13 protein-coding genes and 1 pseudogene are annotated in these 16,031 nt (G+C 76.1%); all 14 read left to right on the top strand.

Annotated features, from left to right (window positions below):
• The first annotated feature begins 36 nt into the window (after positions 1 to 36).
• Positions 37 to 2,820, top strand: a complete 2,784-nt coding sequence (gene topA, locus BLS82_RS04605) for a type I DNA topoisomerase (RefSeq protein ID WP_092861914.1) — start codon at positions 37 to 39, stop codon at positions 2,818 to 2,820.
• A 169-nt stretch (positions 2,821 to 2,989) separates the two neighbouring features.
• Positions 2,990 to 3,505, top strand: coding sequence for an ECF RNA polymerase sigma factor SigK (gene sigK / locus BLS82_RS04600; protein WP_218123554.1), 516 nt, complete (start codon positions 2,990 to 2,992; stop codon positions 3,503 to 3,505).
• The gene (locus BLS82_RS04595; protein ID WP_092861912.1) at positions 3,502 to 4,326 is read left to right on the top strand and encodes an anti-sigma factor; all 825 of its coding nucleotides are present in this window, start codon (positions 3,502 to 3,504) and stop codon (positions 4,324 to 4,326) included. Before sigK ends, BLS82_RS04595 begins: the two co-directional genes overlap by 4 nt.
• Positions 4,327 to 4,401: 75 nt before the next feature.
• Entirely contained in the window at positions 4,402 to 6,912 is a 2,511-nt protein-coding gene (gene tmk / locus BLS82_RS04590) for a dTMP kinase (RefSeq protein WP_255378105.1), read from the top strand.
• On the top strand, positions 6,909 to 8,039 hold the full coding sequence (locus BLS82_RS04585; protein ID WP_092861910.1) for a DNA polymerase III subunit delta': 1,131 nt from the start codon (positions 6,909 to 6,911) through the stop codon (positions 8,037 to 8,039). The genes tmk and BLS82_RS04585 overlap by 4 nt, the downstream gene beginning before the upstream one ends.
• Positions 8,036 to 9,622 (top strand): alpha/beta hydrolase, encoded by a 1,587-nt coding sequence (locus BLS82_RS04580; protein WP_092861908.1) that lies wholly within the window; start codon positions 8,036 to 8,038, stop codon positions 9,620 to 9,622. The genes BLS82_RS04585 and BLS82_RS04580 overlap by 4 nt, the downstream gene beginning before the upstream one ends.
• A 228-nt stretch (positions 9,623 to 9,850) precedes the next feature.
• Positions 9,851 to 10,135, top strand: a complete 285-nt coding sequence (locus tag BLS82_RS15210; RefSeq protein ID WP_143028739.1) for a hypothetical protein — start codon at positions 9,851 to 9,853, stop codon at positions 10,133 to 10,135.
• Positions 10,136 to 10,173: 38 nt separating this feature from the next.
• Entirely contained in the window at positions 10,174 to 10,374 is a 201-nt protein-coding gene (locus BLS82_RS04570; RefSeq protein WP_176818921.1) for a hypothetical protein, read from the top strand.
• Between the two features lie 50 nt (positions 10,375 to 10,424).
• Entirely contained in the window at positions 10,425 to 11,033 is a 609-nt protein-coding gene (locus BLS82_RS16715; protein WP_369811020.1) for a hypothetical protein, read from the top strand.
• Positions 10,945 to 11,373 (top strand): annotated as a pseudogene (locus tag BLS82_RS16710) (hypothetical protein); the annotation flags it as partial. The gene BLS82_RS16715 and the pseudogene BLS82_RS16710, both read left to right, overlap by 89 nt.
• 82 nt (positions 11,374 to 11,455) lie before the next feature.
• The gene (locus tag BLS82_RS16000; RefSeq protein WP_218123552.1) at positions 11,456 to 12,238 is read left to right on the top strand and encodes a branched-chain amino acid ABC transporter permease; all 783 of its coding nucleotides are present in this window, start codon (positions 11,456 to 11,458) and stop codon (positions 12,236 to 12,238) included.
• Between the two features lie 7 nt (positions 12,239 to 12,245).
• Complete coding sequence (locus BLS82_RS04560; protein WP_218123551.1) at positions 12,246 to 13,163, top strand: alpha/beta fold hydrolase; 918 nt, start codon at positions 12,246 to 12,248, stop codon at positions 13,161 to 13,163.
• 69 nt (positions 13,164 to 13,232) lie between these two features.
• Complete coding sequence (gene cysK / locus BLS82_RS04555) at positions 13,233 to 14,162, top strand: cysteine synthase A (RefSeq protein WP_092861902.1); 930 nt, start codon at positions 13,233 to 13,235, stop codon at positions 14,160 to 14,162.
• Between the two features lie 240 nt (positions 14,163 to 14,402).
• Positions 14,403 to 16,010 carry a methyl-accepting chemotaxis protein gene (locus tag BLS82_RS04550; RefSeq protein WP_218123549.1) on the top strand — a complete coding sequence of 536 codons (1,608 nt, stop codon included), beginning with the start codon at positions 14,403 to 14,405 and terminating at the stop codon, positions 16,008 to 16,010.
• Positions 16,011 to 16,031 lie beyond the last annotated feature (21 nt).

Raw genomic sequence — 16,031 nt, 5'->3', positions numbered from 1 at the left:
GCAGCCGTCCCGCCCCCGTCCCGGAAGGCGCTCCCCGTGGCCCGTTCGTCCTCGCCCGCCGGCGGTCGCCGCCTGGTGATCGTCGAGTCGCCCGCCAAGGCGCGCACGATCGCCGGCTACCTCGGCGACGGCTACGACGTCGAGGCCAGCGTCGGGCACATCCGCGACCTGCCCCAGCCCTCCGAGCTGCCGGCGGAGATGAAGAAGGGCCCCTTCGGCAGGTTCGCGGTCGACGTCGAGCACGGCTTCGAGCCGTACTACGTCGTCGACGCCGACAAGAGGAAGAAGGTCACCGAGCTCAAGCGGGCGCTGAAGGACGCGGACGAGCTGTACCTCGCCACGGACGAGGACCGCGAGGGCGAGGCCATCGCCTGGCACCTGCTGCAGACGCTGCAGCCGAAGGTGCCGGTCAGGCGCATGGTCTTCCACGAGATCACGCCCGAGGCGATCCGGCGGGCCCTGGAGGCCACGCGCGACATCGACGCGCGCCTGGTCGACGCGCAGGAGACCCGCCGCATCCTCGACCGCCTCTACGGCTACGAGGTCTCCCCGGTGCTGTGGCGCAAGGTGCGGGCCGGGCTGTCCGCCGGGCGCGTGCAGTCGGTGGCCACGCGCCTGGTGGTCGAGCGCGAGCGCGAGCGGATGGCGTTCCGCGCGGCGTCCTACTGGGACGTGCGCGCCCAGGTCGCGCCGCAGGAGCAGGGCGGCGCGTTCGGCACCCGGCTGGCGGCCGTGGACGGCCGGCGCGTGGCGACCGGGCGCGACTTCGACGACACCGGGCAGCTGCGGGCGCGCGCCGCGGCGGAGGTCGTGCGCCTGGACGAGGCGCTGGCCACCGAGGTGGCGCAGGGGCTGCGCACCAGCACCGCGACGGTGCTCGGCGTCGAGGAGAAGCCCTACACGCGCCGTCCGGCCGCGCCGTTCACCACGTCCACGCTGCAGCAGGAGGCCTCGCGCAAGCTGCGCTGGTTGGCGCGGCAGACGATGCGCACGGCGCAGACGCTGTACGAGAACGGCTTCATCACGTACATGCGCACCGACTCCACCGTGCTCTCCGAGCAGGCGCTGCGCGCGGCGCGCGCCCAGGCGACGCAGCTGTACGGGCCCGAGCACGTGCCGGCGCGCCCGCGCGCGTACGCCTCGAAGTCGAAGAACGCGCAGGAGGCGCACGAGGCGATCCGGCCCGCCGGCGACGCCTTCCGCACCCCCGCCCAGGTGGCCGGCCAGCTGCGCGGGGACGAGTTCCGCCTCTACGAGCTGGTCTGGCAGCGCACCGTGGCCAGCCAGATGGAGGACGCCCGCGGCTCGACCGCCAGCGTGCGCCTGGGGGCGCGGGTGCCGGCGCCCTCCGCCGAGGCCGGCGCGCGGGACGTCGAGCTCGCGGCGTCCGGCACGGTGATCACCTTCCGGGGCTTCCTCGCCGCCTACGAGGAGGGCCGCGACGAGGACCGCCACGCGCGCGCCGGGGAGGACGACGAGCGGCGCCTGCCGGAGCTGGTGCGCGGGCAGGTGCTCGACGTCCTGGAGGCCGACGCCGAGGGGCACGAGACGTCCCCGCCGCCGCGCTACACCGAGGCCAGCCTCGTCAAGGCCCTCGAGGAGCGCGGCATCGGCCGCCCCTCCACGTACGCGGCGACCATCGCCACCATCACCGAGCGCGGGTACGTGTGGCGGCGCGGGAACCAGCTGGTGCCGAGCTGGCTGGCGTTCGCGGTGGTGCGCCTGCTGGAGGAGCACTTCGGCTACCTCGTCGACTACGACTTCACCGCCGCCATGGAGGACGACCTCGACCGCATCGCCGGCGGCTCCGAGGACCGCTCGGCGTGGCTGGGCCGCTTCTACTTCGGCCCTGGCGACGAGTCGCCGGGGCGGGGCCTCAAGCCGCTGGTGGACGACCTCGGCGAGATCGACGCGCGGGGCATCAACTCCCTCGACGTCGGCGAGGGCATCACGCTGCGGGTGGGCCGCTACGGCCCGTACCTCGAGGCGCCGCCGGAGGTCCCGGGCGGGGAGCCCCAGCGGGCCTCCGTGCCCGACGACGTCGCCCCCGACGAGCTGACGGTCGAGCGGGCCCGCGAGCTGCTGGCCACCTCCGGGGACGGCGACCGCGAGCTGGGCGCGGACCCGGCGACCGGGCGCACCGTGGTCGCCCGCGCGGGCCGCTACGGCCCGTACGTGACCGAGGTGCTGCCCGAGGACGCGCCGAAGTCGGCGAAGCCGCGCACCGGCTCGCTGTTCAAGGGCATGCAGCTGCAGACGGTCACCCTCGACGACGCCCTGCGCCTGCTGTCGCTGCCGCGGCTCGTGGGCACCGACCCGGCCACGGGCGAGGAGATCACCGCCCAGAACGGCCGCTACGGGCCCTACCTGAAGCGGGGCACCGACTCGCGCTCGCTGGAGTCGGAGGACCAGATCTTCGACATCACCCTCGAGCAGGCGCTGGCGGTCTACGCCCAGCCCAAGCGCGGCCGGGGGGCGCGCGCGGCGACCGCGCCCCTGCGCGAGCTGGGCGCGGACCCGGTCAGCGGCGCCCCGGTGGTGGTCAAGGAGGGCCGCTTCGGCCCCTACGTGACCGACGGCACCGTCAACGCGACCCTGCGCAAGGAGGACGCGGTGGAGTCCGTGACCCTGGAGCGGGCCGCGGAGCTGCTGGCGGAGAAGCGCGCCAAGGGGCCCGCCGCGAAGCCGGCGCGCCGCGCCCCGGCGAAGGCCCCGGCCAAGGGCGGCAAGGCAGCGGCGAAGGGCGGCGCGAAGGGCGCGGCCCGCGGCGGCGGGACGGGAGCCGGCGCGGGCGGCGGCCGCCGGGCCGCGACCCGCTGACCGCCGCCCCGTCCGGGCGCCGGCGCCCGCGCGGCACCCGTCCGCAGGAGGGCCGGTGACGAACCACGTCGACGGGGGCGGCGGACCGGCCGCGCCCGCGGGCGGGAGGAGGGGACCGATCCGTGGTGCCGGCAGAGCGGGCGACCCCCTCGCGGGCGCCGTGGCCCGCGTGGCCGCGGGCGACCGCGACGCCTTCGCGGACGTCTACGACGCCCTCGCGCCGAAGGTCCTCGGCCTCGCCCGCGCCGTGGTGCGCAACCCCGCCCTGGCCGAGGAGGTCGCGCAGGAGGTCCTGCTCGAGGTGTGGCGCCAGGCCCCCCGCTACGACCCCGCGGCGGGCAGCGTGACCACGTGGGCGATGACCATCGCCCACCGCCGGGCGGTGGACCGGGTGCGCTCGGTGCGCGCGGCGGAGGACCGCGAGGACCGGGTGGCCTCCTCCCACGTGCAGCGCGAGTACGACGACGTCGCCGAGCGGGCCGAGCAGCGCGAGGACGAGGACAGGGTGCGCGCGGCCCTGGCGTGTCTGACCGACCTGCAGCGGGAGGCCGTCGTCCTCGCCTACTGGGGCGGCTGCACGTCGGCGGAGATCAGCGACCGCCTGGGCGTGCCGGTGCCCACGGTGAAGACGCGCCTGAGGGACGGGCTGATCCGCCTGCGCGGAGGGCTGGAGGGCAGGACGTGAACCCCGTCGACGACGCGCGCGACCGCCCGCCCGTGCCGGAGGACGGGCACGGGCTGGTCGCCGCCCACGCCGTGGGCGCCCTGGACGCCGCCGAGGCGCGGGCGGCGGAGGAGCACCTGGCCCGCTGCGCGCCCTGCCGCGCCGAGCTCGCCGACCTGCGAGCGGCCCTGGCGGACCTGGGCTCGGTGGACGCCGTGGCGCCGCCGCCGTCCCTGAAGGAGGCGGTGATGGCCCGGCTCGACGACGTCGAGCAGCTGCCGCCGCTGCCGGCGCGCGACGCGGTGCCGCCGGCCCGCGACGAGCTCGCCGCCCGCCGCGAGCGGGGCCGGCCTGGCCGCGAGGGACGGTGGTGGGCGCCGGCGCTGGCGGCGGCCGCGGTCGCCGTGCTCGTCGTCGGCGGGCTCGGCCTCGGGTGGACAGCGCTGGAGCTGCGCGAGGACCGCGACCGGGCGCGCTCGCTGGCCGCGGCCCTGGGCGAGGTCGCCGCGGCGCCCGACGCGGTCGTCGTCGAGGCGGCCGCCGGCAGCGGGCGGGGCTGGCGCGGCACCCGGCTGGTGCTCTCCGCCGAGCAGGGCCGGGCGGTGCTGCTCGACGGCGGCACCGCGCCCGCGCCGGAGGACCGCACGTACCAGCTGTGGTACGTCGCGAGCGGCGGCGCCGTCCCCGCCGGCACGTTCGAGGGCGGCGGCGATCCGGGGGCGGTGCTGACCGGCTCGCCGCAGGACGCCGCCGCCGTGGCGGTCACGCTCGAGCCCGAGGGCGGCAGCGACCAGCCGACCACCGAGCCGGTGGCCACCTACCCCCTGGCGACGGCGGCCTGAGCCGCGCGGGCGCGGAGCCTGAGCCGCGCGGCGCGGAGCCTGGGACTGGTCGGGGCGCGCGGCTACCCTGGCGGCGTGAGCGCGGGAGGCAGCACCCCGGTGGCTGCGGCCCCCGACCACAGCGTGCGGGCGGTCCTGGCCGTCAGGCCGTTCCGCGCGCTGTGGCTGAGCCTGGTGCTGTCCAGCCTGGGCGACTGGCTCGGGCTGCTGGCCGTCACCGCGATGGCGCGCGACCTGGGGGCGCAGTCCTCCTACGAGGCCGCCAACCTCGCCGTCGCGGGGGTGCTGGTGCTGCGCCTGGCGCCCGCGGTGCTCGTCGGGCCGCTGGCCGGCGCCGTCGCCGACCGGTGGGACCGCAAGACCACCATGGTCGTCGGCGACGTGGTCCGCTGCGCCTTGTTCGTCTCCATCCCGCTCGTCGGCACGCTGTGGTGGCTGCTCGTCGCCACGCTGCTCATCGAGGTCGTCGGCCTGTTCTGGATCCCGGCCAAGGACGCCACGGTCCCCAACCTCGTGCCCCGATCCCGGCTGGAGGCCGCGAACCAGCTGAGCCTGGTCGCCGCCTACGGCACCGCGCCCGTCGCGGCCGTGCTCTTCACCGGGCTGACCCTCGTCTCCGGCGCGCTCGACGCCGGCTCGAGCGGCAGCGTCGGCATCGCCCTGTACGCCAACGCCCTGACCTACCTCGTCGCCGCGCTCGTCATCGCCCGCCTGGCGGTGCCGCGGCGCTCCCCGGCGCCCGAGGGCTCCGAGCAGCCGGGCCTGGCCCGCAGCATCCTCGACGGCTGGCGCTTCGTCGCGTCCACGCCGCTGGTGCGCGGCCTGGTGATCGGCATGCTCGGCGCCTTCGCCGCCGGCGGCTTCGTCATCGGCGTGGCGCCGACCTTCGTGGCCGACCTCGGCGCGGGCGACCCGGGCTACGGCCTGCTGTTCGGGTGCGTGTTCACGGGCCTGGCGCTGGGCATGTGGACCGGCCCGCGGGTGCTGGCGGCGCTGGCGCGCTGGCGGCTGTTCGCCCTGTCCATCACGGCCGCCGGCGTGCTGCTGCTGCCGCTGGCGCTGATCCCCAACATCGTCATCGTCGCGGCGCTGTCCCTGCTCGTCGGCGCCTGCGGGGGCGTGGCGTGGGTGACCGGCTACACCCTGCTCGGCCTGGAGGTCAGCGACGACCTGCGCGGGCGCACGTTCGCGTTCGTGCAGTCCGCCGCCCGGGTCGTGCTCGTCGCGGTCATGGCGCTGGCCCCGGCGCTGGCGGCCGCGTTCGGCCAGCACCGGATCCAGCCCACCGAGAGCACCGTCCTGAACTACAACGGCGCGGCCCTGACCCTGCTGGTCGCCGCCGTGATCGCCGTCGGCATCGGCGTGCTGGCGCACCGCCAGATGGACGACGGCAGCGGCGTGCGCCTGCACACCGCCGTCGCCGAGGCGTGGCGCCGGCGCCACCTGGCGCACCCGGACCCGGGACCGCGCCGCCCGGCGAGCGGGTTCCTCATCGCCCTCGAGGGCGGGGACGGCGTGGGCAAGACCACGCAGGGGCGCCGGCTGCGCGAGTGGCTGACGGGGCTCGGGCACGAGGTGGTGCTCACCCGCGAGCCGGGCGCCACCGCCGTCGGGCAGCAGGTGCGCGAGCTGCTCCTGCACGGCGGTGACCTCGCGCCGCGCGCCGAGGCCCTGCTCTACGCGGCCGACCGCGCCCAGCACGTGGCGGAGGTGGTGCGCCCCGCGCTCGACCGCGGCGCCGTTGTGGTCACCGACCGCTACCTCGACTCGTCGATCGCCTACCAGGGCGCCGGGCGCGCGCTGGACGGCGACGAGGTCGCCGCGCTGTCCCGCTGGGGCACCGAGGGGCTGGTGCCCGACCTGACGGTGCTGCTCGACGCGCCGCCGGAGCTCTCCCGCACCCGCCTCGGCGAGCAGCTGGACCGCCTCGAGCGCGAGCCGGTGGCGTTCCACACCGCGGTGCGCGAGCGGTTCCTGGCCCTGGCCCGCCGCAACCCGCGCCGCTACCTCGTCGTGGACGCCGCGGGCACTCCGGAGGAGGTGGCGAGCCGGGTGCGCGAGCGCCTCGAGCCGCTGCTGCCCCTCTCGCCGCGCCAGCTCGCCGAGGCCGAGGCGGCCCGCCTGGAGGCGGAGCGCGCCCGCCAGGAGGCCGAGCGCGCGCTCGCGGAGGCGGAGGCCGCCCGCCAGGCCGCCGAGGCCGCGGCGGTGCAGGCGCGCCGGGCCGAGGAGGAGGCCGAGCGCGAGGCCGAGCGCGAGCGGCGGGCCGTCCTGGCCGAGGAGCGCCGCCGCGAGCGCGACGCCGCCGCCACCCAGGTGCTGCCGCTGGGGGAGCTGCGGCCGACCGAGCAGGCCAGCGAGCGCGCCGTCGAGCGCACCCGCCGCCTGCGCCCCGTGGAGCACGGGGACGACGTGCCGCTCGTCGTGCGCGAGCGGCGCCTCGGGGAGCCGGTGCACGTGGAGCGGGTCGTGGACGACGCCTGGCTGCCGGACGGCTGGTCCGGGCCCTCTGCCGACGTCGACCACGACGGCCAGCCGGGCGACCGCGGTGACGGCCGCCCCGGGCCGGACGGCGAGGAGGAGCGCTGAGCGTCTGGAACGAGGTCGTCGGCCAGCCGGAGGCCGTCGCGGCGCTGCAGGGCGCCGTCCGCGACCCGGCGGAGATGACCCACGCGTGGCTGTTCACCGGGCCGCCCGGCTCGGGGCGCTCGGTGGCGGCGGGCGCCTTCGCCGCGGCCCTGCAGTGCGAGCGGGGCGGGTGCGGGCGCTGCCACGCCTGCACCACCGCGCTGGCCGGCACGCACGCCGACGTGCAGGTGGTCACCACCGAGAAGCTCGGCATCGACATCGACGTCGTGCGCGGCCTGGTGCAGTCCGCGCAGCGGCGCCCCGCGTCGGGCCGCTGGCGCGTGCTGCTCGTCGAGGACGCCGACCGGATGAGCGAGCGCGGCGCGAACGTGCTGCTCAAGGCCGTCGAGGAGCCCCCGGCGCGCACCGTGTGGCTGCTGTGCGCGCCCAGCCCCGAGGACCTCGTGGCGACCATCCGCTCGCGCTGCCGGGCCGTGCGGCTGCGGGTGCCGGCGGTCGAGGCGGTGGCGCAGCTGCTGGTGCGCCGCGACGGGGTGGACCCGGCGATGGCCGCGCACGCCGCGCGCGCGGCGCAGAGCCACATCGGCCTGGCGCGCCGGCTCGCGCGCGACGAGGGCGCGCGCATCCGGCGGCGCGAGGTGCTGAGGATCGCGCTGGAGGTGCGCGGCGTCGGCGACGCCGTCCTGCGCGCCGCCGACCTCGTCGACGTGGCCGCCGAGGAGGCCACCGCGGCCACCGCCGAGCGCGACGCCGCCGAGCGGGCGGCGCTGCTGCGCTCCCTCGGCGCCGAGGGGGCCGCGACGCTGCCGCCGGCGGTGCGCGCCCAGGTCGGCCAGCTGGAGAAGGACCAGAAGGCCCGCGCCACGCGCTCGCGCCGCGACGTCCTCGACCGCGCGCTGGTCGACCTGGCCTCCCTCTACCGCGACGTCCTCGTCGTCCAGCTGGGCGCCGACGTGGAGCTGGTCAACGCCGAGGCGCGCCGCGACGTCGAGCGGCTGGCCGCGGACACCACCCCCGAGCGCACCCTGCGCCGCCTGGACGCCGTCCGGCAGGCCCGCGAGCGCATCGGTGCCAACGTCAACCCCCTGCTGGCCGTGGAGGCGATGGCGCTGGAGCTGCGCCCGTGACGGCCGGCCGGCGGGGAGCCGGCCGGAGCGGGGCGGCGGCGCTGCTGGCCGCCGCTGCCCTGGCGCTGGGCGGCTGCTCGTCGGGGCCGCCGCAGCCGAGCGGGGGCCCGCCGACCACGCTGGCCGCGCCCTCCGGCCCCGTGGACGCCGGCGCGGAGCAGAGCGGCGACCCCGCCGCGGCGCGCTACTACGCGCAGGCGCCGCAGTGGGTGCCGTGCGAGCAGGGCCTGGAGTGCGCCACGGTGCGCGTGCCCGTGGACTGGGCGGACCCGGCGGGGCAGGACCTGGGCCTGGCCGTGGCGCGCTGGCCGGCCACCGAGCCCGAGGAGCGCGCCGGCGCGCTGCTCGTCAACCCCGGCGGGCCCGGCGCCTCCGGGGTGGCGTGGGTGCGCCGCGCAGGGCGCGGCGTCGTCTCCCCGGCCGTGGCGGCCCGCTACGACGTCGTCGGGTTCGACCCCCGCGGCGTCGGCTCCTCCTCGCCGGTGGACTGCGTCTCCGACGCCGAGCTCGACGCGCAGCTGGCCGGGGGCGCGGCCGCCGGGTCCGGGGGCGCGCCGAGCCCGGACCTGCAGGAGCTGCGCCGCGACGCCGAGGCCTTCGCGGCCGGGTGCGCCGAGCGCACGGGCCCCCTGCTGGCGCACGTCGACACCGCCAGCGCGGCCCGCGACCTCGACGTGCTGCGCGCCGTCCTCGGCTCGCAGCGCCTGCACTACCTGGGCAAGTCCTACGGCGCCCAGCTCGGCGCGACCTACGCCGACCTGTTCCCGCAGCGGGTGGGCCGCCTCGTCCTCGACGGCGCGCTGGACCCCGCGGCGTCCTACGTCGACGTCGCCGTGGAGCAGGCCGAGGGCCTGGAGGGGGCGCTGCGCGCGTACGCCGAGGACTGCCCGCAGCGCAGCGGCTGCCCGCTGGCGCAGGACCCCGAGGCCGCGGTGGAGCAGGTGCGCGACGTGCTCGAGGCCGCCCGCACCGCCCCGCTGCCGACCGGCACCGACCGGCCGCTGACGGCCGCGCTGGCGACCACGGGCGTCGTCGCCGCGCTGTACGACGACGCCTCGTGGCCCGCGCTCGACGAGGGCCTGGCGCGCGCGCAGCGAGACGACGGGTCGGTGCTGCTGCGGATGGCGGACGCCTACGCCGACCGGCGCCCGGACGGCACGTACGCCTCCAACATCATGGAGGCCTTCCACGCGGTCACCTGCCTGGACCACCCGGTGGACGCCTCCGCCGGGGCCGTCGAGGCCGCCGCGCGGCGCGTGGAGGCGGCCTCGCCCACGTTCGGCGCGTCCCTGGCGCGCGGGGAGGTGCTGTGCGGGGTGTGGCCCGCGGCGCCCGTCGGCGCGCCGGGGCCGGTCACCGCCGAGGGCGCTGCGCCCGTCCTCGTCGTCGGCACCACGGGCGACCCGGCCACGCCGTACGCGTGGTCGCAGGCCCTCGCCGACCAGCTGTCCTCGGGGCGGCTGCTGACGTGGGACGGCGAGGGGCACACCGCCTACCGCCGGGGGTCGGCGTGCGTGGACGCCGCCGTCGACGGCTACCTGCTGGACGGCGTGCTGCCGGGCGAGGGCGCCACCTGCGGCTAATGGGTGAGCCAGGTAATGCGCTCAGCGTCTACCGCGAGGCTGCATGCTGCCAAGACATGAAACCGAGCGCGTCGTCGAGCAGCACGGCGGACGGCGCGCCGGCCTAGCCGTCGCTGCCTAGGAGTTGTCCTTGATGCGGTTGCCACTCACAGGTGATGCCGAGGCGTGAGGGCCCGTCGTGGAACGGTTCTCCGTCTAGGCTGGTTGCGACAGGAGGGATGGGGTGTCATGACAAAGGTCGGAGCTCGCGTCGAGCTTGATGCAGCGGTCCTGCGTTCGGTCGATGAAGTGGCTGAGCAGTTGGGCACGAGCAGGGATCAGGTCATCGAAGACTCGATCCGCCGCAGCCTCGCTACACGACTCCTGACTGATGTGCTGGCCGCGGTGCGCGCGAACAGTGATCTCAGTGAGGAGCAAGCCAGCGAGTTGGCACGGGACGAGGTGAAGGCTGTCCGCGCTGCTCGCAAGGCTCGCGGTCGTGCAGTGCTGAGGGACGACGGCCTGGCTCCATGAGGGGAGAGCACCCGGAGCGCCCTGGTATCCCACGCTTGGTGGTGGACCCCGGTGTGTACGTCTCCGCGGCCATCACCGGTAAGGGAGCACCGGCCGAGGTGCTCGACCTGGCGGTCGAGGGCCAGGCCGTGCTCCTGGTCTCCCCATTGCTGCTCTCGGAGCTCCAGGGGGTCCTTGAGCGGAAAAAGTTCTACCGGTACCTCGCTTTGAGGGTGGTCAACAGTTCATACGAGCGCTGACGCTGCTGGCTGACCATGTCGAGGACCCGCCAGAGGAGACCTGGACGCGGGTGTGTCGCGATCCGGATGACGACTACCTCCTTGCTCTCGCTGAGTCGACGCAGGCGAGTCTCCTCGTCAGCGGAGATCGAGACCTCCTTGCCCTCGAACGGCCAGGCCTCGACGTCCGTGCACCGCGAGCTGCCGTTGATGCCGTGCGTTACCGACACCCATGGGGCCCGGCTTTGCTACCGACTGACGAGGCCGCAGCCTGGCGACAGGCAGAAGCTGAAGGCCACCTGCACGTGCTTCGGACGGCCCGTCGGTTCTGCAACATCTTGGAAGGGCCGCGCGCACGTCATGAGTTGCGCTCCATCGTCACCCCGCAGTCGTTGACCTCGTGGCGGCGGACTCTCCGCCAGGCGCGCAAAGTCGTCCGCAATCGTGGTATGGCGACCCGCCCTGAGTATCCCTCGCCAGACATCGCCTACGTAAAGCTTACGCCCGATCCGGGAGCCACCGTCAGGGCGACAGGTGAGTTTTTGGTAGATGACCTCGTGATTCTTACGCTTCAGCGGCGGCTCGACCTCGATGATGTTCTCAAGTCGCACAGCTGGCGTGTACACAGTTTGGGAGACTACTGTCCTGTTGAAGACCTGCCAAAGATTAGTACTGTATGAAGTAGTCGCCGGACTTTCATTAGTGACTGTCGCACTTGCAAAATGCGCGGCAAGGCGTGCTGCTGCGCGGCAAGGTGCGCCCCCTGGTGGCCGAGCACAACCACCTGCGACGCACGGGCACGGCGCCGGCCGCGCCGCCCGCGCGCTCGTCCCGGTAGCCGTGTTGATGCTCCTCGTGCTCCTGCCGTGGGTCATCCTCGAGGTGCCGGGGCTGCTGCCCGGGGGCGCGAACAGCCCCGGCTCCATGCAGCTGCTGGCCCTGTGCTTCGTCTTCGGGGGCCTCGCGCTGTCCTACGACGTGCTGTTCGGGCGCACCGGGCTGCTCTCCTTCGGCCACGCCCTCTTCGTCGCCTCCGGCTCGTACGTGACGGCGCTCGCGCTCGCCGAGCTCGACCTCGCCCTGGCTGCCCGCCGTCGGGCTCGTGCTGGCTGCCGGCGTTGCGCTGCCGCTGGTCGTGGGTGTGGTGGCCCTGCGGGTGAGCGGCATCGCCTTCGCCATGGTGACGCTCGCCGTCGCGCAGGCGGGCTCCATCCTCGTGCTGCGCAACCCCAGCGGGCTCACCGGCGGCGAGGAGGGCCTGCCACTGGTGCGCCACGCCGTCCCGGCGCTGCTGACCGGCGTGCTCAATGCGCCCTGCTGGTACTGGCTGGCGCTGGCGTACCTGCTGCTGTGCTGGCCGGCCGTTGAGTGGCTCATGCGCTCGCGCGCCGGCCGCGCATGGGCCGCGGTGCGCGAGAACGAGGAGCGCCTGGCGGTGCTGGGCGTCTCCACGTTCCGCGCCAAGCTGCTGGCCTTCGTCATCGTCGGGGGGCTCGGCACGCTCGGCGGGCTCGTGCACCTGCTCGTCGTCGGCGGCGCGATGCCGCACCTGACCACGAGCGAGCTGACGCTGCCGCTGCTGGTCATGGTCGTCCTCGGCGGGCCGGGCACGCGCTACGGCGCGGTGCTCGGCGGGGTGGTGTACGCCTACCTCGACAACCGGCTCCTGCAGCTGGCAGGGTCCGACGTCGTGGAGGGGCTGTCCGCAGTGCTGCGCGTGCCGGCGTCCGAGCCGCTGTTCGTCCTGGGCGTACTCTTCATCGTTGTGGCCTTCTTCGCCCCCGGCGGTTTGGTCGGGCTCGTGCGCGGTCGGCCCGAGCCGGAGGCGCCGGTCGCCGGCGAGGCGCAGCACACCACCGCCGCGCCCGCTGGCGCGGGGAGCTGAGCCGGCCGTGACCGAGCCGCGGGACGCCGCCGGCGTGCTGCTGCGCGTGCCGGTGCGCGGTGGCGGGCTGGCGGTGCACCGGCTCGGGGCGGGGCCGGCGGGCGCGCAGCCCGTGCTCGCCGTGCACGGCATCACCTCCAACGGGCTGGCGTGGGGCCCCGTGGCGCGCCAGCTGGCCGGGCGGGCCGCGCTGCTGGCGCCGGACCTGCGCGGGCGCGCGGAGAGCCGGCACCTGCCCGGCCCGCACGGGCTCGCCGCGCACGCCGACGACGTCGTCGCGGTGCTCGACGCCGCCGGGGTCGAGGCCGGCGTGCTGGTCGGGCACTCGATGGGCGCGTTCGTGGCGGCCCTGGCCGCCGCCCGGCACCCGGGGCGCGTGCGCCGCCTGGTCCTCGTCGACGGCGGCCTCGGCTTCCCCGCCCCTGCGGGCGCGGACCCCGACGCCGTGCTCGAGGCCGTCCTCGGCCCGGCCCTGCGCCGCCTCGGCGCCCGCTTCCCCGGCCCGGAGGAGTACCTGGGGTTCTGGCGCGAGCACCCGGCCGTGGGGCCCGTCCTCGCCGACGACGCCACCGGCGCGGTCGCCGGGCACCTGCTGCACGACCTCGTCGAGGACGGCGAGGGCGGGCACCGCTCCTCGTGCTCCTCCGAGGCGGTGCGCACCGACGGCCGCGACGTCCTCGCCGACGCCGCCGCGCTCTCGGCGGCGGCCCGCGCCGGGGTGCCGGCGCAGCTGCTGTGGGCGGCCCGCGGCCTGCTCGACGAGCCCCAGGGCCTCTACGACGAGGAGCGCCTGGCGGCCCTGCGCCTGCCGGCGCACGTGGCCGCGCGGCAGGTGCCCGGCACCAACCACTACTCGGTGCTGCTGGGCTCCGACGGCGCGCGAGCGGTGGCGGACGCGGTCGCCGCGGCCGCGAGCAGCTCCTGAGGGCGTGACCAGCGGCGCTGCCGTCGCGCGGTAGCGTCCGGGCACGACGAGCCGGTCCCAGGAGGCCCCGTGAGAGCGAACAGCGTCCTCGACACCATCGGGAACACCCCGCACATCCACCTGGCGCGCCTGTTCCCCGACGCCGAGGTGTGGCTGAAGTCCGAGCGGGCCAACCCCGGCGGGAGCATCAAGGACCGCATCGCCCTGGCGATGGTCGAGGACGCCGAGCAGCGCGGGGTCCTGCAGCCGGACAGCACCATCGTGGAGCCGACGTCGGGGAACACCGGCGTGGGCCTGGCGATGGTCGCCGCCGTCAAGGGCTACCGGATCGTGCTCGTCATGCCCGAGTCGATGTCGGTCGAGCGCCGGCGCCTCATGGCCGCCTACGGCGCGCGCCTGGAGCTGACTCCGCGCGAGAAGGGCGTGCGCGGGGCGATCGAGCGCGCGCAGGAGGTCGTCGCCGCCACCCCGGGGGCGTGGATGCCGCAGCAGTTCGAGAACCCGGCCAACGTCGAGGTGCACCGGCGCACCTCCGCGCAGGAGGTGCTGCGCGACTTCCCCGACGGCCTCGACGCGCTCATCACCGGCGTGGGCACCGGCGGTCACCTGACCGGCGTCAGCGAGGTGCTCAAGGAGCGCTTCCCGCAGCTGCGCACGTACGCCGTCGAGCCGGCGAACTCGCCCGTCATCAGCGGCGGGCAGCACAGCCCCCACCGGCTGCAGGGCATCGGCGCCGGGTTCCTCCCCGCGAACCTGCACACCGGCACCCTCGACGGCACCGTCCAGGTCACCGAGGAGGACGCCTTCGCGTACGCCGTGCGCGCGGCGCGCGAGGAGGGGCTGTTCGTCGGCGCGTCCTCGGGCGCGGCTCTGGCCGCGGTGGCCCAGACGCTGCCGCAGCTGCCGGACGGCGCCCGCGTGCTGACGTACTGCTACGACACGGGGGAGCGGTACCTCTCCGTCGAGGGCCTCTTCGAGAGCCCGGACGGCGCCCCCTGAGCCCGCCGTCCCAGGAGCACGGCGCCCGCTGACCCCGGGCAGCACGACGGTCGGCGGGTGGCAGCCAGCAGCGGCCTGGAGGGCGCCGCCCCGGGTGAGGCCGACCTCCCCTCCTCGCGGTGGGCGTGCACCCCCCGTCCGCTCCACCCGCGCGGCAGCGCCGCTCAAGTCTCCCGCCGCCGTGCCGAAGCACCCCTGAGCGACGGCAGGCGTCGCGTCCCGACGTCGCTGGAGCCAGTCGTGTCCTTCCTGAAGATCGGCCGGCGCATGGCGCTCTGCCTGGCCCTGATCGCCGGCATCCTCGTCGTGGTCGTCGTCAACGGCGTGACCAGCCTCGCGGAGAGCCGGCGCGCCACGGCGGCCCTGGCCGGCCAGGTCGACCTGACCGGGGACGCGCTGGAGGCGAAGTTCCGCACCGCGGACTTCGCCGGCTGGCAGACCGGGTACGCGTTCGACACCGTGCGGGGCGTGCCCGGCGCCACCCAGGACGACGTCGGGCAGCGCGCGCAGTTCCTGGCCTCCACGGCCGCCTTCGCCGAGGACCTCGCCCGCGTCGCCGCCTACGACCTCACCGCCGAGCAGCGGGCGAGCCTGACGGCGGCCCAGGAGGCCTTCGACAGCTTCCTCGCCACCGACGAGCGCATCGTCGCCGCCTACCGGGCCGGGGACCCGCGCAGCGTCGCGGCGGCCAACGACCTGGCGTCCGGGGAGTCGCTGGAGCACTTCGCCACGATCGCCGCCAGCGTCGAGGGAGTCGTCGAGGCGGCCCGGAGCGGCAGCGACGAGGCGGCCGCCCGCGCCGTGGTGGCCGCCGAGCGCGCCGAGCGGGTGATGCTCGTCGCGGGCGTCGCCGGCCTGGTGCTCGTGGTGGTCATCGGCGTGGCCCTGACCCGATCGCTGACGCGACCGCTCGCCGCCCTGACCGCCCGCCTCGCCGAGATCGCCGACGGGGACGGCGACCTGACCCAGCGCGCCGACGAGGACCGCCGGGACGAGCTGGGCGCGCTCGCCGCGGCCTTCAACCGCTTCGCCTCCCAGGTCGCCGACACCGTGCGGGAGATCGCGCGCAGCACCGCCAGCCTGGACAGCACCAGCGAGCAGCTGGGCGCCACCTCGCACGTGATCGCGGCCAGCGCGGAGGAGGCCGCCGCGCAGGCCGGCGTCGTCGCCGCTGCCGCCTCGCAGGTGTCCTCCAACGTCGGGACCGTGGCCGCCGGGAGCGAGGAGATGGGCGCCTCCATCCGCGAGATCGCCACCAACGCCTCCGAGGCGGCCCGGGTGGCCAGCGACGCCGTGGCCGCGGCGGGGCAGGCGACCAGCACCGTGACCAAGCTGGGGAGCTCCTCCAGGGAGATCGGCGACGTCGTGAAGGTGATCACCTCGATCGCGGAGCAGACGAACCTGCTCGCCCTGAACGCCACCATCGAGGCGGCGCGGGCCGGTGAGGCGGGCAAGGGCTTCGCCGTGGTCGCCAACGAGGTCAAGGAGCTGGCGCAGGAGACGGCCAAGGCCACCGAGGACATCGCCGCCCGGGTGGAGACGATCCAGGCCGACACCACCGGGGCGGTGGAGGCGATCGAGGAGATCTCCTCGATCATCACCTCCATCAGCGACTTCCAGACCACCATCGCCTCGGCGGTGGAGGAGCAGACCGCCACCACCGGGGAGATGTCCCGCTCGGTGGCCGAGGCCGCCGAGAGCTCCGTGCAGATCGCGCAGAACATCTCCGGGGTGGCGGAGGCCGCGGCCTCCACCACCCGGGGCGTCGCCGAGTCCCAGGAGGCCGCGGTCGAGCTGCGGCGCGTCAGCGCGCAGCTGCAGGCCCTGGTCGGCCGCTTCACCGTCTGAGCCGGCGCTGAGCCGGCGCTG

It is taken from the genome of Quadrisphaera sp. DSM 44207 (assembly GCF_900101335.1).
GTDB lineage: Bacteria > Actinomycetota > Actinomycetes > Actinomycetales > Quadrisphaeraceae > DSM-44207.
The sequence above is the reverse complement of the archived record's forward strand: the minus strand, read 5'-3'. Positions and strand labels throughout refer to the sequence as shown.

Coding starts and splice junctions, on each gene's coding strand:
- BLS82_RS15210 (WP_143028739.1), top strand. CDS start 9,851: ATGACAAAGGTCGGAGCTCGCGTCGAGCTTGATGCAGCGGTCCTGCGT.